The following is a 15,112-nucleotide window of genomic DNA, read 5'->3' on the forward strand; positions in this document are numbered from 1 at the left end:
TTCCTTTCCGGCGAAAACGGAACGGCCTTAGTCTTCTCTGACGCGAACATCCCTGAAGAGACCGTAAAGGCCGTTGTCGTCGGCTTTGAGCGAGAGGATCGCTTCTCCCGCCGCATTCTCCGATTCAGCCACCAGCCCGGCAACGGCATCAAGCCAGCTTCCCCTCGACCGGCGGGATCGGTCGTCCGTGGGCAGAGCCGGTGTCTCGCCCCATGCGCCAAGCTCTTCCGTGAAGACGGCGATCTCAGCGGGCTGTTCCAGCCATTTTCTGAGCATGTCTGCCGCAACAGGGACCGTTGCCGGCGCGGATCGTTCATGTTCGAGACTGTCAGAGGCCCGCATGACACCTGGCAAAGAAGCCTTCGGTGCTTCCATCATGGTCGCATTCATACCGCTTGGTCGACCGTCCTTCCGACGATCGGAAAGGCCGGCAGGAGGATGTCCTGATTGACCACCATAATGCACCCGAGGGATTAAAAAACACTGATTGGCGAACATGGAGTTCTCTTGCCTGAGAGCGCGACAGACGCCATCTTCAGCCAGTTGCCACATCATCGAGGCTAGCGTGAGCTTTCTTCCGCCCTCTTTCTTCTCGTCCACCGGCGCCGGCATATTATCGGCGCTGGATCTGGAACTTGCGGCCGAAAAGGCGGATGCGCTCGGCCGGATCGGCAGGAAGCTGGAAGCGGCGCTCGAAGCGCTGGCGACGGCGCGGGCCGAGGGCGCGTCGGAGCAACGCTGCGAGGAACTCATCGACCAGGCTGCCGAACTGGTCTGGGCCTTCTTCATCCAGAGAGAGATATCGGGCTTCCGCAGCCAGGCGGATGCCGTGCGCCGCTACCGGATTCCACGGGAGGTTCTCATCCGGGTGGGCGTGCGCAGGAAGCCTGAGACAGGAACGGCCAAAACGCGGGGGGGACGGCGACACCTGATCGCCCTCCGTCCCTTCGGCTGAAACGGTAGCTGGCGAAGGACAGAGAGAACCGTCAGCTGTGGGCGAAAATGTCCGTTTCTTCCCAGCCGAGCAGGTCAAGCTTGGCGCGGGTCGGCAGAAATTCGAAACAGGCTTCGGCATGGGCCATACGGCCATCGCGCTTCAGACGTTCCGTCAGCTTGTCGCGCAGGGCATGCAGGTAAAGAACGTCAGAAGCGGCGTATTCGAGCTGCGCCGGAGAGAGCATTTCAGCCGCCCAGTCCGATGACTGCTGGGCCTTGGAGATATCGATCTCCAGCATCTCCTTCAGATTATCCTTAAGTCCGTGCCGGTCCGTGTAGGTCCGGCTCAGACGGGAGGCAATCTTGGTGCAGAAAACCGGCGCGGTGGTGACACCGAAGGTATGGAACAGGACGGCGATATCGAAACGGCCGTAATGGAAGATCTTCTGCCGAGAGGGGTCGGCGAGCATGGCCACAAGGTTTGGCGCTTCTTTCTGGCCGGCAGCAATCCGGATGACATCCGCAGTGCCGTCACCCGAGGAAAGCTGAACGACGCAGAGCCGGTCGCGGCGCGGCACCAGGCCGAGCGTCTCGGTATCGATGGCGATTGCGCCCGTGTAACGCGCAGCATCTTCTGCGGAAATGTCACCCTCGTAATAGCGAATCGTCGATGCCATCCAATATTCTCCAGATCGCGGCCATGTCTTCGCGCCCGGCTATAGCCCAAAGCAGGCCCGAGCACTACCGTTTTCGAGACCCGCTCCGTGCATCACAATTGCGGTCGGCTGACGGGGCCGTTTTCCGTCAATGCGGTATAGGCGAGCGTCTGGTCCAAATGCCCGGCGCGCAGCGCCAGCAATTTTTCCGCATAGTGCAACCGCGTTCCGGCGTAGTCCGGCTCTTCCGCAACATTGTGCAGTTCCATCGGATCCCGCTGGAGATCGAACAGAAGCGGCGGCAGACCGGCGAAGTGGACATATTTGAACGCCCTGTCGCGGACGACGGCGAGATTGCAGAGGTTCGACGGCAGGCTGAAATGCCTTTCCGCCCCTGCAGTCACGATCTCGCGGAAATCGAATTCGAAGAAGGCTGCATCCCGCCAGAGCTCCGGCACGCCACCGCCCAGGAAGGGCATCAGCGAGGCGCCGTCCTGATGGTTGCGCGGCGTGAGCCCAAGCCTGTCGCAAAGCGTCGGCAGAATATCGGCGGCAGAGGTGAAGGCTTCGACCTGCCGGCCAGCCGACGCGGTGGCCGCGGGATCGCGGATCACCAGTGGGATATGATAGCTGCCATCGTGATAGCCGCCTTTCCCCAACGCCCAATGGTCGCCCATCATCTCGCCGTGATCGGAGGTGAAGACAATTATAGTCCTCTCCCAGTCGCCTTGGTCGCGCAGTGCATCGAAAATACGTCCGATCTGGGCATCGACTTCGGCGATCATGCCGAAATAGATGGCGCGGATCCTGTCGAAATCCTCATCCCGCCATTCGCTCAGAGGCCCAGTCGCGCCATGGACGAAGCTCGATTTCTGCAGGCTGTCCATTGCATAGCGCATGAATGGATGGATCATCGCTTCGTCGGCACGGCGGTCGGCGCGGGCATAGGCGGGTCCATCGCCCGCCGCAAACATGCTGTTATAGGGTTCCGGGACACAGAAAGGGGGGTGCGGACGAAGGAACGAAATATGGGCAAACCAGGGGCGATCCTGCGTTTCGCGCCAGTTCAGAAAAGCTTCCGCCAGGAAAGCCGTCTGGGTTTCCTCTTTCGAATAGGCGGGAGGATCATTTCCGACGCGACAGTCGCCCGGCGACGCGGTCCGGTGGACATTGCGATCGAAGGCATCCCGGCGTCCTCTCGCCCGCAGCCAGCCTAGCCAGTGGCGCTCATGCTCCAACAGGATCTGCCCGACGGTGAAGCCCGGAAGGACCCCTTCATAGGAGGTCAGCACAGGGTCATTCGGATCGAGCGGTCGTGGATCCGGCGAAATATCGGTGTATCCGAACACGGTCGCGTCATAGCCCGCCCGCCGCGCAGCCAGCGCGATATTGTCGAAGCGGGCATCGAGCGGCGAGCCGTTGCGACAAACCCGGTGATTCATCTGATAGAGGCCCGTGTAGAGCGATGCGCGAGCCGGTGAACAGGGGGCCGCGCCGGCATAGTGGCGGCGAAACAGCACGCCTTCACCGGCAAGGGCGTCCACATTCGGTGTTCTGACCACGGGATGCCCCGTCGCCGACAGGCAGTCGCCGCGCCACTGGTCGGCCGTAATCAAAAGAATATTCGGCTTCATCAACCGTTCTCCAGAGGTCTTTGCTGTGTTCCTCGATTCGCCCGCCGGCAGTGCAGAGTTTCCCCGTCATCCGGCAACACGCAAATGAAAAAACATGCCCCTGCCATGCTCAATGAGCACCGGTCGCTTGCCTGCCGCCGCCAGCGCCCTAAAACCAAGCAACGACCATCGCAAGAAAGGATGTTGAGATGAGCGGCACAATCCTCATTACCGGCGCAACGGCCGGATTTGGCGCAGCCACGGCACGCCGCTTCGTCGCCGAGGGCTGGAAAGTCATCGGCACCGGTCGCCGCGCGCAGCGACTGGACGATCTCGGAGCGGAACTCGGCGACGCCTTTCACGGCCTTGTCTTCGACATTACCGACGAAACCGCCATGCGCGAGGCGCTGGCCGGGCTTCCCGCCGCGTTTTCCGGCATAGACGTGCTCGTCAACAATGCCGGCCTGGCGCTTGGCACGGCGCCTGCACCCGAGGTTCCGTTCGCAGACTGGAAAACGATGGTCAACACCAACATCACCGGGCTTCTGGCGATCACCCATCATCTGCTGCCGACGCTGATCGAGCGGCGCGGCATGATCGTCAACCTTTCCTCGGTCGCCGCCCACTGGCCCTATTCCGGCGGCAATGTCTATGCCGGCACCAAGGCATTCCTGCGCCAGTTCTCGCTCGGTCTTCGCTCCGACCTGCACGGCAAGGGCGTTCGTATCACCTCGATCGAGCCCGGTCTTTGCGAAAGCGAGTTCACGCTGGTTCGCACCGGCGGCAACCAGGCAGCCTATGAAGCACTTTATGGCGGCGCGCACGCAATCCAGCCGGAGGACATCGCCAATACGATCCACTGGGTGGCCTCTCAACCGCCGCACATCAACATCAACAGCCTCGAAATCATGCCCGTCAGCCAGTCCTGGGCCGGTTTTCAGGTGCACCGGGAAAAATGACGGTAGGCTGCCGCCCGCGACGGTCCGTCCCGGATTCATGCATTTCCAGCGTCCGATGGCGGTGGAACGACCTGGAATTGCCTGCAGATGCGGCAATTTGGGCCTGCGTCCGCCTGTCGCAGCGCTTGAATTCCCACTCCAAAGCGCTCACGGTCAATTTTGAACCGCAAAGCTATGCATAAATCGCATTGGTGCATTGCAGCAACGGTACTATTCATTCTGCGCAATCAAGCTATAGTCAAATCATCGAACGGCGCACTCCTCCTCCCAGCGCCGCTAGATAGGATCGGCAATACTCCTCCTCCTCCCAATTGCCGATCAAGTTCAAGAGCCTGGCGCACCTCCTCCCGCGCCAGGCTCTTTTCGTTTCTGCCCTTGCGACTCACCGCTATATTCCTTCAGTCCCATGGTCACTCCGTTTGAAAAACGGTCACGGGTGGAAGATGTTCTGCGGCATCATCACCCTGAGGAGCCGACCATGCCTGATTCGAAGTCCGTGAAGATCCGCAACGCGCTCCCGGCAGACGCCGAGCTGCTGCATGCGGGCATTCTGGCCCTGGCTCGCCATACCGGGAGGGAAAATAAGGTCGAAAGCACGCCTGCGGACCTGCTTGCCCATGGTTTCGGCGAGCGGCCGGCCTTTGACGGACTGATCGCCGAGGTCGACGGCTGCTTCGCCGGCATGTGCCTCACCTTTGGTAGCTTTTCCACCTTTCACGGCGAAGCCGGGATTTACGTCCAGGATCTCTATGTCGAGGAAGATTTTCGCGGCATGCGGATCGGCGAAAGGCTGCTGCAGGCAGCTGCGGCACGCGGCTTCGAACGGGGAGCCCGATATCTGCGCCTTTCTGTCGATTTCGACAACCTACAGGCCCAGGCCTTCTACGAACGCCTGGGCATCACCCATTCGCTCGACGAGCAGATCCACATGATGAAAGGCGATGACTTTGCAGCCTTTTCCCGCGAGGGACTGTCTGGCTCATAGACATTGAGGCCTTCCGCGTTGCTGCCGGCCCCTTTTGCCGTCCCGTCGGATCTCGCCGACAGGCCGACCGGATAATCAGCTCGGTGCGTTTCTCGCGGCGCTCCCCGAATAGCTTGCCTATCGCGACAATCGGCAGCGGAAGCTCTCCGATCCCGTTGCCGGGCGGTCTCTCCATCTTCGCTTGAGCGTGTTGGATGAGCGCTCTATATAGCTCGGGATCAGCGGCAAGGGAGCAGGCGGCATGGCAGCAAAATTCGGGACGAGCGGGTTGCGTGGTCTTTCCTCGGAACTCGTCGGCAGTGTATCCGCTCTCTATTCCACGGCCTTTGCCCGCTTCCTGCTTTCGGGGGGGCTTGCATCTCCCGGCAGCCCCGTGGTGGTGGCGCGCGATTTTCGCCAGTCCAGTCCGGAAATCGCCTCGACGGTCATGGGCGCGCTGATCCGCGCCGGCTTGAAACCGATCGACTGCGGAACGATCCCGACGCCTGCGCTGGCGCTTTACGGCCAGTCGATCGGCGCGGCCGGCATCATGATTACCGGTTCGCACATTCCGGCCGATCGCAACGGCATCAAGTTCTATCGGCCGGAGGGTGAAATCGCCAAGACGGACGAGGCCGCCATTACCGAAGCGGCAGCACTGCTCGCCGAGGACGAGGCTGCCAATCGCGTCGAGGCCGGAGTGGCGGAAGATCACGAGGAAAAAGCCAGCCGGCTCTTTCTCGACCGCAACATGGCTATTCTTCCTGCCGGGTCACTCAAGGGCAAACGCATCGGGGTGTACCAGCACAGCACCGTCGCCCGCGACATGATGGTCAAGGTATTCGAACATTATGGCGCAACGGTCTTTCCGATGGGTCGTTCGGAACAGTTCATTCCTGTCGATACCGAGGCCGTCTCGGACGAGACGATCCGGCTGCTGGCGGGTTGGAGCGACGAGCTCTCGCTCGATGCCATCATCTCCACCGACGGCGACGGGGACCGCCCGCTCGTTACCGACGAACACGGCCTGCCGCTACGCGGCGATCTGCTGGGTCTGGTCGCCGCACGCTTCCTTGGCGCAAACGTCGTTGCAACGCCGGTGACCTCCAATTCGGGCATAGAGACCGCCGGCGACTTCAAGGTTGTGCGCACGCGCGTCGGTTCGCCATTCGTGATCGCGGCAATGGACGAAGCGCTTGCCTCCGGTGAAAGCAAGGTCATCGGTTTCGAAGCCAATGGCGGCCTGATGCTGGGTTCAGACTTCTCGATCGGATCGACGACATTGAAGGCGCTGCCCACGCGCGACAGCTTCCTGCCGGCGCTGGCGATTCTCGGGATTGCCGCAGAGAATTCACAGACGCTTTCGACCGTCGCCAGAACCTTCAGCCTGCCTGTTGCATTTGCCGACCGGCTGGAAAACTACGCGACCGAGCGCAGCGCGGCGCTAATGGCATATCTGCGCAGCTCGCCGGACTGTCTTTCCGACTTCCTCGCCCCCCTCGGCACGGTGAAATCAACAAGCGATATCGACGGTTTGCGGGTAACGCTCGACGACGACAGCATCATCCATTTCCGTCCGTCGGGAAATGCGCCGGAAATGCGTTGCTATGTGGAAGCCGCCAATGAGGATGCGGCCCAGGCCCTTCTCGAAAAGGGTCTCGCACTGCTTGGCGGTTGGCAGCGGATTGCCTGATCGCAATTCGTTATCCGGCTAACCCTCGTTCAGGCAGCGGTGCGGATGGAAGCCGCGGCTCCCGGTTCAGGAATCTGGAAGCGGACGCGCGTCTCAAGCGATTCGATAACCTCATTGGCGAAGGCGGCGGCGTTTTCACGCGCCTTCGCCAGATTGCTGACCCGACCCGGATCGGCTGAATAGAGCGTGCCGCCGCAATCGAATATATCGCGGAAGGCCGAACGCTCGATGATCGGCGTGTCGAGGACATGGACGCGGCGTTCGGCCAAAAGCGCCTTCACCACCTGCATGGCGCGGGTGGTGACCATGGAATTCACGCGGGTGAGAACCACAGAGAAGGGAATGAAGATATTGCCCTTCTCCTCAAGGTACTGCAGGAGTTCGATCACATGGGCGCCGCCCTGGGCATCCATGGCGCACCCCTGGATCGGAATCATGACATGGTCGGAAAAACCGACCGTCTTGGCAAGAAGCGGGCTGCGCGCACCCGGCAGGTCGATCAGTACGAAATCGGAGCGGGAACGGCTTTCCTCAATGTGACGCTGCAGCGAAGCCATGGTGACATAGGACACGACGTTTATGCCCGTGCGGCCGCGGGAGGCCTCGAACCAGCGATGGATCCAATACTGCGGATCGGCGTCGAGGATGGTCACCCGATAGCCCTTGCGCTCCAACTCCGTCGCCAGCAGGAGAACGGCCGTGGTCTTTCCGGCGCCACCCTTGGTATTGGCGAAAGTGATCACAGCCATGCTCGAAACCCTGGAGTGCTGATGAGCCGCTCATCGCTCGGAAGAGACACCGGCGCATGGTGTCCCTCGCCTATCCTTGCCAAACATGGTTAACAAAATCTCAACGGGACAGACGAGATCCAGCCCTTAACGCCTTGCGTCTGCAGCAAGGATCTCGCGGGCGATCTGGTCCAGCGGCACCACGCGGTCGACACCGCCTCTGGCAATCGCTTCCTTCGGCATGCCGAAAACGATGGAACTCGCCTCGTCCTGGGCGATGTTGAATGCGCCGACCTGATGCATCTCCTCCATTCCACGGGCGCCGTCATCGCCCATGCCGGTCATGATGACGCCCATGGCGTTCGATCCGGCAGAGCGTGCCGCGGAGCGGAAGAGAACGTCAACGGAGGGCCGGTGGCGGGAGACAAGCGGCCCGGTCCGCACCGACACGTGGTAACGCGCGCCCTGCCGTTCGAGAAGCATGTGCTTGTCGCCGGGCGCAATCAGCACATGGCCCCGGAGTACCGGATCGCCGTCAACGGCCTCCTTCACGGCGACCTCGCAAAGGCTGTCGAGACGGCGGGCGAAGGCGGCGGTGAACTTTTCGGGCATGTGCTGGACGACGACAATGCCCGGCGCGTTGGCGGGCAGGCGCTCCAGAAGATCCCGAAGCGCTTCCGTCCCGCCGGTTGAAGCGCCGATGCAGACCACCATTTCCGTGGTTTTTGCCATCGCCTTGCCGGTCGGCGGCGGCAACACGGCATCGGCCGTCAGCTTCTGGGCCGGGCCGCTTGCGGAGGCCGAGCCGCTGAAACGGCGACGTGTCGCCGGCAGGCGCGCATGGGCCGCGCTCTTCACCACCTCGCAGATGCGCATGCCGGTTTCGGCCAGGTGATCCGCAGCCCCGATCTTCGGCTTGAGAATGACGTCCACCGCGCCGGCCTCGAGGGCCTGGAGGAGGGTTTCCGAGCCTTTCTCCGTCAGCGACGAACACATGACGACGGGAATGGGGTGCTGCGCCATCAGCTTGCGCAGGAAGGTGATGCCGTCCATACGCGGCATTTCGACATCGAGCGTGATGACGTCGGGCACGTCCTCCTGAAGCTTTCGGGCCGCCATGAACGGGTCGGAGGCAGCGCCGATCACCTCGATGTCCGGATCGGACTCGAATATTCGCGTCAGGGTCTGCCGGACGCTGGCGGAGTCATCGATGATGAGGACGCGGACTTTTTTTCCCATGCTGCCTCAAATGCGCTGGAATACAGTGTTGGCGACCTGTTTCAACGGCAGTTCGAAACCGGAAACGGTCTCGGAATGGCCGATGAAGAGGTGTCCGCCGAGCACAAGGCTGTCGCACAGACGCGACAAAACCTTCTGCTGCGTCGGCTTGTCGAAATAGATCAGGACATTCCGACAGAAGATGACGTGCATCGGGTCGCCTACGCTGTATTGCGGGTCCATCAGGTTCAACCGCCCGAAGCCGATCTTCGAACGCAGCCGGGGATGAATGCGCACCTCTTGGCGTCCCTTCTCCACATGCTCCATGACGAAGCGCTGCCGCAGCACCATGGGAACGGGAGCGACCATATCAGCATGGTAAACGCCCGAAAGCGCCGTGGCCAAGACATCCGTGCTGAGATCGGTGGCAAGAATGCTATAGTCGGGAGACCCCGCCCGGGTCAGGAAGTCTTCGAGAACCATGGCGAGAGTGTAGGGTTCCGCTCCCGTCGAACACGCCGCGCTCCAGACCCGGAGCCGGGTGGTTCCCGCAGCCTGCAACGCCGGAAGCAGGCGATCCCTGAGGAACTGGAAGTGGTTCGGCTCCCGGAAGAAGTCCGTCTTGTTGGTGGTGACCGCATCGATCAGATAGACAGCTTCATGCTGGAGGCCGTCGTGATTGAAGATGTAGTCACAGTACCCATCGAAGCTCGATATGCCCGTGGCCCTGAGGCGTCTGCGCAGGCGGCCCTCGAGCATGGTTCGTTTCGTCATGGGCATCTTGATGCCGCTATAGTCATAAATGAAGCGCGCCAAGCGATCGAAATTACGCTTGCTGATATGATCGTCGCTCGGCGCGTCCGTGTAGTTCACCAGTGCCAATGCCGCGTCTCCGCCGGGTTACGCCGCCTGCCTGGATGACAGCAGAGCCGTATCGCTGCTCGACAGGAGATGGGTGAGGTCGATGATGACGACGAAGCCCTCGGGACGACGAACAACGCCCGCGATGTAATCCGACTTCCAGGCGACCCCGATCTCGGGAGCCTTCTCGATCTGGTCACGCCGGAAGGGCGTGACCTCGAAGACGCGATCGGCGACCATGCCAAGCGTCAGCGAACGATCCTCGAACGGAATGTCGAGCACGAGAACCCGGGTGTTCGGCGTCGGCACCGTCTTCGGCAGGCCAAGCTTCAGCCGAAGATCGATGGTGGGAACGCCCTGCCCCCGCACATCGCGGAGGCCCATCAGGTATTCGGGACCGTTCGGTATCTTGAAGACTTCCTCATGGTCGAGGATCTCGCGCACCACTTCGACCGGCACGGCGAAGATTTCCTCGCCGAGCGCAAAAGTGACGAACTGGGATTCGGACTGGATCGGTGCCATGCTCAAGCACTTTCCCTGAAGTCCGCATCATCGGCGTCCGGCCCGCCCATGGTCAGATCGAGGGCAAAACCCTTGGCACGGGCCTGCTGGGCCGCGACGTTCATTCCCCCCTGGAAAGCCTGCTTCTGCGGAGCACGCTGAGCGGCGGGCTTCGATGTGGCGGAGGCTGGCATACGCGGTGCTGCGGATTTCTGGGTAGCGCGGGTCGAAGCACCATCCACCTTGAAGAAAGCGATGGATGTCTGGAGTTCCTCCGCCTGTGCGGCGAGTTCTTCAGATGTCGCCGACATTTCCTCGGAGGCGCCGGCATTCTGCTGCGTCACCTTGTCGAGCTGCTGGATCGCCTCGTTGATCTGCGAGGCGCCGATATCCTGCTCGCGGCAGGCGGCCGAAATCTCGGCAACCAGTTCCGCCGTCTTGCGGATATCCGGAACCAGACGGTTCAGCATCTCGCCCGCATCCTGGGCAGACTGCACCGTCTCGCCAGACATCGCGCTGATTTCGGCTGCCGCAGACTGGGAGCGTTCGGCAAGCTTGCGCACTTCCGAAGCAACGACCGCAAAGCCCTTGCCGTGTTCGCCGGCGCGCGCTGCCTCGACCGCGGCGTTGAGCGCCAGAAGATCGGTCTGCCGGGCGATTTCCTGCACGATCGAGATCTTCTCGGCGATCGTGCGCATTGCGGCCACGGCCCGGTTCACCGCATCGCCGCTCGCTTCGGCATCCTTGGCAGACTGGCGGGCGATCTTTTCCGTCTGGGCCGCATTGTCGGCGTTCTGCTTGATGTTGGCCGCCATCTGCTCCATCGAGGCAGAGGCTTCTTCCGCCGAAGCAGCCTGTTCCGTCGCACCCTGCGAGAGCTGTTCCGAGCTCGCCGAAAGCTCCTGGCTGCCCGACGACACGTTGTCAGACGCAGAAAGCGCGTCCGCAACAACACCACGAAGCCGCTCGACCATTTCGTTGACATAGGAGAGAAGCTCACCCACCTCGTCGCGAGTGGTTACCTGCGCTGTTCTCGTCAGATCGCCCTCGGCAACGCTGCGGACTGCGGTCACGGCCCGCGAAAGGCCACGGCTGATCGTCAGCGACAGCCAGACCGCGGCAGCGACAGCGATCGCGAAAGCAACGCCGGCAACAGTCAGCAGGAGGGTGCGCGTCTCCTGATAGCTTTGCTCAGCTTCGACTTTCGCCTCCTCCATCTTGGCAATGGACAGAGCCTGCAGCTTGATAGCAACTTCGCGCAGCGGCAGCGAAACCTTGTTCAGTTCCACGCTCGCGTAGGAAAGAGCCGAATCACGTCCCTGGGCTTTGTGGATCTGCTCGATCTCCTTCGTCACTTCGCCGAGAGCCTTGGTCGCGGTCTGCAGCTCAAGCCACATCGGGCGCCCTTCCTCGCTGGCGTTTGGAAGGCCCTTCTCGATGGCGTTCGCGAGGTTCTGCGTACGCTGCTCGGCACTGCGGTAATCGGCTTCCGATTGTTCCATCGTCGTACGCAGAAGGGCATTGCGCTGCGCACGCACTTGCTCGGCCTGTTCGATGTTGACCTGCATAGCATGTTGAAGCTGCGTGGCTGGACCATTGATAACCGCTGCGAGCGCATGGTCCATGCTTGCAAGACTATTTACGGCGTAGAGAGTTACACCGACAAGAAGGAGCACGACTGCGGAAAAAGCCAGTGCGAGTTTCAGTTTAATGGTGAAGCGCATGACGCGGAATTCCTTGGGTCACGAGGACAAATTGGCGATATGAAAATGGGAGCGGTCGACCTTCTGGGAAAAGATCGCTTCGAGATTAGGCAAAATGATAAAATCGCTGTCCCTCTTCACCAGGCAGTGGATGAAGTCAGGACGCCAGCGCATGCCGACGCTCGGCGGCGGCTCGCTTGCGGCACGATTGAGTGTGGTGACTTCATTCACCTTATCGGTCCGGACGCCGACCAGGGTCAGTTCGCCCTCGATATCCAGCTCGATCACGATGATCCGGCTATCGATCGTCGGCTGGGTGGCTTCCATGCCAAAGGCCAGCCTTATGTCCGCGAGCGGTATGACCTTGCCACGGAAATTGATGACGCTGCCGACGAATGGCCGACTGCCCGGCACCGCCGTTTCCGGCAAGAGATCGAGAATTTCCTGAACGATGACGGCGTCGAAGGCAAAGGTCTCGCCGGCCAGTTCGAAGGTCAGGACCTCCGCCTCGTTGGCCTCGCCCCAATAATCGGTCCTTACCATCTTCAGTGCTTCGCTCATCCTGCCGCGCGCAACTGCGCCTCCTGATGTTGACCCGACGCCACCAGGTGGGTGACATCCAGGATAAGGGCGACGCTGCCATCGCCAAGGATCGTGGCGCCGGAGAAGGTCGCGACGTCGTGATGCAGCTTCGACAGCGACTTGATGACCGTCTGGTGGTCACCGATGATCTGGTCGACAACCAGCCCGACCCGTTCGGTGCCGGTGGAGATGACGACGATCTTCTGGAAGGGATCCGGCGTCGTGCCGGTATGGAAGAGTTCGCGTAACCGGATGAAGGGCACGAGGCTTTCCCGGAGAGAAATGAAGCTGCGGCCGCGCGAGCGCATGTCGTCCTCAACGGAGAGCTCGAGGCATTCCTCGACCGCCGAAAGCGGAATAACATAAGGTGCATTGCCGACCCGCACCAGCAGGCCGTCAATGATCGCCAGCGTCAGCGGAATGCGCAGCGATATCTCGGAGCCTTCACCGGGCGTGCTGGTGACATCGATGGTGCCCCGAAGAGCCTCCACCGTCTTCTTGACGACGTCCATGCCAACGCCGCGGCCGGACAGATTGGTGATCGTCGCAGCCGTGGAGAAACCGGGCTGGAAGATCATCTGCAACAATTCCTGATCCGTCAGCGTGGCGCCGGGCTGAACCAGACCGGAAGATTCCGCCTTGGCCCGGACGCGGGCCCGATCGATGCCGCGACCATCGTCCTTGATGGTGATGATGACCTCCCCGCCCGATTGATGGGCCGAGAGTATGATGCGGCCTGTCTCATCCTTGCCGGCGCCACGGCGGTCCTGCGGCAGTTCCAGACCATGGTCGATGGAGTTGCGCACCAGATGCACCAGAGGATCGGCGAGGCGATCGATGACGGTCTTGTCGACCTCGGTCGTTTCGCCTTCGGTGATGAGCTCGATCTTCTTGCCCGTCTCGCGGGAAAGGTCGTGCACGAGGCGGCGGAAGCGGCCGAAGAGGCTTGCGACCGGCATCATGCGCAGAACCATCATCGTATCGCGCAATTCGCCCGACAGGCGCTCGATATCTTCGGAGACCGCGCGCAGCTGGATTTCCATCGTCGCGTCAGCCAGCTGCGACAGGCGCGACTGGGCGATCACCAGTTCGCCGACCCTGTCCATCAGTTCATCGAGCCGTTCGGCTGGAACGCGCACGTTTTCCGCCGCCTTGGCCTGCTGTTGCTGTGGCCTGCTGTCGGCAGCGGGCGCTACAGTCTCGTTCGTCTTCGCCTGGGTCTGCGGAACTTCCGTAACCGCCGGCACCGGCGCGGCTGGCGCCGCCGTCTTTACCGCCTCGGGCTTTGCAGCCTCGTCCTGCAGTCGCTCGATCGACAGTTCCATCTCGTCCATGACGAAGATGAAAACATCCTCGATCGCGTCGCGTCCGGCGTCGGTGACAAGATGGATATCCCAGGCAAGGTGGATTTCCGTCGGAACAAGCGCGTCCAGGGGAGGAACCTTGCTGACATCGGCTACGATGCGGCAATCGCCGAGATCGCGCAATTCATCGAGCAGGCCGAGCGGATTGGTACCGTTCGCCATGGAGTCGCGTGGCAGGCTGAAACGAATGCGCCAAGAACCGCCCTTTGGTTCTTGCTGAACCGGCTGAGCCGCGACGGCTGCGGGCTGAGCGGAAACTGCGCCGCCCGAACCGGCGACCGCGGCCTGCAGCACGGCGAGAAGTTCGGCGCTCTTTTCCTCGTGATCACCGTTCGGCGTTTCAAGCAGCGCCCGCATATGATCCTGAGCCGCAAGAACGGCGGCGACCAGTTCTTGGGTGGCGGGCACATCGCCCTTGCGCACGCGGTCGAATGCGGTTTCGCAATGATGGGTGAAGGCGGCCAGCGCATCGAAGCCGAACATCGCGCCGGAGCCCTTGAGGGTGTGGAGACCACGAAAGACTGCGTCAATCTGGTCCTTGTCGTCCAATCGGCTGGTGAGGTCGAGCAAACCCGCCTCGACCTGTTCAAGCAATTCAGTCGCTTCCGTCAGGAAGACTGCGATTGGATCGACGTCCGTCATCTGCCGAGAACCTTCTTAGCGACTTTCACAAGATTTTCAGGATCGAAAGGCTTGGTCAGCCAGCCGGTCGCGCCCGCCGCCTTTGCCTGCTGCTTGATGTCTCCGTCCGATTCGGTCGTCAGGAAGATGATCGGAATACCGGTGTTCGCGGGAACCTTGCGCAGTTCCCGGATCATGGTCAGCCCGTCCATGTTCGGCATGTTGAGATCGGTGATGATGAGGTCGAACTGACCACCATTCACCTTGGCAAGGCCATCGGTGCCGTCGACGGCTTCCGTCACCTGATAGCCGGCATTGGTCAGTGCGATACGGGTGGTAAGGCGAACGCTGGCGGAATCATCCACCGTAAGAATCTTGGCGCTCATCGAAGGTCTCCTCCATTGAGCCAGAAATCGGATGTTGCGGATTTGGAAGCGTCGACCAGGCCGACACGTTGAAGCACGTCGAGAAGTCTGCCGCTCGCGGGGTGATTGAGTGTCAGGGACTTGCCGCGGCCGGTGGCATAGCGCCGAGCCGATTCAATCAACTGGACGAAACTGGCGTCGAAATCGGCGTCACCGGCTATATCCAGAGAGATGCTTTCATTCTCTCCGATAAAATCGAGCAATTCCTTGTGAAGAACCGTCGCGTTTCGGATGGTACAAGGACCATCCAACTTTAGTATTGCCACACCGGTCGACATTGTTCCCCCG

The 15,112-nt window shown here is 61.4% G+C and carries 16 protein-coding genes; 4 read left to right on the forward strand and 12 right to left on the reverse strand.

The features are described 5' to 3' along the window. Positions 1–27: 27 nt before the first annotated feature. Positions 28–498 carry a hypothetical protein gene (locus J5N58_RS19860; RefSeq protein WP_162757790.1) on the reverse strand — a complete coding sequence of 157 codons (471 nt, stop codon included), beginning with the start codon at positions 496–498 and terminating at the stop codon, positions 28–30. Positions 499–565: 67 nt separating this feature from the next. On the opposite strand from J5N58_RS19860, the gene J5N58_RS19865 reads away from it, so the two are divergent. Further along, positions 566–955, forward strand: a complete 390-nt coding sequence (locus J5N58_RS19865; RefSeq protein ID WP_244712493.1) for a DUF6665 family protein — start codon at positions 566–568, stop codon at positions 953–955. Positions 956–986: 31 nt separating this feature from the next. On the opposite strand, the gene J5N58_RS19870 is transcribed toward J5N58_RS19865, so the two are convergent. Then, the gene (locus J5N58_RS19870) at positions 987–1,613 is read right to left on the reverse strand and encodes a ribonuclease D (RefSeq protein ID WP_113467147.1); all 627 of its coding nucleotides are present in this window, start codon (positions 1,611–1,613) and stop codon (positions 987–989) included. A gap of 92 nt (positions 1,614–1,705) precedes the next feature. Beyond that, positions 1,706–3,226: an alkaline phosphatase family protein gene (locus J5N58_RS19875; protein WP_244712496.1), complete on the reverse strand. Its 1,521-nt coding sequence runs from the start codon at positions 3,224–3,226 to the stop codon at positions 1,706–1,708. 188 nt (positions 3,227–3,414) lie between these two features. Between J5N58_RS19875 and J5N58_RS19880 the strand changes: the two genes are divergently transcribed. From J5N58_RS19880 to J5N58_RS19890, 3 genes are all read left to right on the forward strand, one after another. After that, complete coding sequence (locus J5N58_RS19880; RefSeq protein WP_244712498.1) at positions 3,415–4,164, forward strand: SDR family NAD(P)-dependent oxidoreductase; 750 nt, start codon at positions 3,415–3,417, stop codon at positions 4,162–4,164. Positions 4,165–4,642: 478 nt separating this feature from the next. Further along, on the forward strand, positions 4,643–5,149 hold the full coding sequence (locus J5N58_RS19885; RefSeq protein ID WP_244712508.1) for a GNAT family N-acetyltransferase: 507 nt from the start codon (positions 4,643–4,645) through the stop codon (positions 5,147–5,149). 241 nt (positions 5,150–5,390) lie between these two features. Then, the gene (locus J5N58_RS19890) at positions 5,391–6,821 is read left to right on the forward strand and encodes a phosphomannomutase (protein WP_244712510.1); all 1,431 of its coding nucleotides are present in this window, start codon (positions 5,391–5,393) and stop codon (positions 6,819–6,821) included. Positions 6,822–6,850: 29 nt separating this feature from the next. Here the strand turns inward: J5N58_RS19890 and J5N58_RS19895 are convergent, their stop codons facing one another. The 9 genes from J5N58_RS19895 to J5N58_RS19935 all read right to left on the reverse strand — a co-directional run bounded on the left by J5N58_RS19895 (position 6,851) and on the right by J5N58_RS19935 (position 15,102). Continuing rightward, complete coding sequence (locus tag J5N58_RS19895; protein WP_113341086.1) at positions 6,851–7,570, reverse strand: ParA family protein; 720 nt, start codon at positions 7,568–7,570, stop codon at positions 6,851–6,853. A 126-nt stretch (positions 7,571–7,696) separates the two neighbouring features. Then, positions 7,697–8,788 carry a protein-glutamate methylesterase/protein-glutamine glutaminase gene (locus J5N58_RS19900; RefSeq protein WP_112829977.1) on the reverse strand — a complete coding sequence of 364 codons (1,092 nt, stop codon included), beginning with the start codon at positions 8,786–8,788 and terminating at the stop codon, positions 7,697–7,699. Positions 8,789–8,794: 6 nt separating this feature from the next. Continuing rightward, positions 8,795–9,649 (reverse strand): CheR family methyltransferase, encoded by an 855-nt coding sequence (locus J5N58_RS19905; protein WP_244712512.1) that lies wholly within the window; start codon positions 9,647–9,649, stop codon positions 8,795–8,797. An 18-nt stretch (positions 9,650–9,667) separates the two neighbouring features. Then, positions 9,668–10,150, reverse strand: coding sequence for a chemotaxis protein CheW (locus J5N58_RS19910; protein ID WP_112829978.1), 483 nt, complete (start codon positions 10,148–10,150; stop codon positions 9,668–9,670). Between the two features lie 2 nt (positions 10,151–10,152). Continuing rightward, a complete protein-coding gene (locus tag J5N58_RS19915; RefSeq protein WP_244712514.1) occupies positions 10,153–11,853 on the reverse strand; it encodes a methyl-accepting chemotaxis protein in 1,701 nt (566 codons plus the stop codon). Between the two features lie 18 nt (positions 11,854–11,871). Next, positions 11,872–12,393, reverse strand: coding sequence for a chemotaxis protein CheW (locus J5N58_RS19920; protein WP_112829980.1), 522 nt, complete (start codon positions 12,391–12,393; stop codon positions 11,872–11,874). Beyond that, a complete protein-coding gene (locus J5N58_RS19925; RefSeq protein WP_113438494.1) occupies positions 12,390–14,420 on the reverse strand; it encodes a chemotaxis protein CheA in 2,031 nt (676 codons plus the stop codon). Before J5N58_RS19925 ends, J5N58_RS19920 begins: the two co-directional genes overlap by 4 nt. Next, complete coding sequence (locus J5N58_RS19930; protein WP_099056040.1) at positions 14,417–14,785, reverse strand: response regulator; 369 nt, start codon at positions 14,783–14,785, stop codon at positions 14,417–14,419. Before J5N58_RS19930 ends, J5N58_RS19925 begins: the two co-directional genes overlap by 4 nt. Then, positions 14,782–15,102, reverse strand: a complete 321-nt coding sequence (locus J5N58_RS19935) for an STAS domain-containing protein (protein ID WP_113438493.1) — start codon at positions 15,100–15,102, stop codon at positions 14,782–14,784. The genes J5N58_RS19930 and J5N58_RS19935 overlap by 4 nt, the downstream gene beginning before the upstream one ends. Positions 15,103–15,112: the final 10 nt, after the last annotated feature.

Source organism: Paenirhizobium cremeum (assembly GCF_022884085.1).
Classification (GTDB): domain Bacteria; phylum Pseudomonadota; class Alphaproteobacteria; order Rhizobiales; family Rhizobiaceae; genus Allorhizobium; species Allorhizobium cremeum.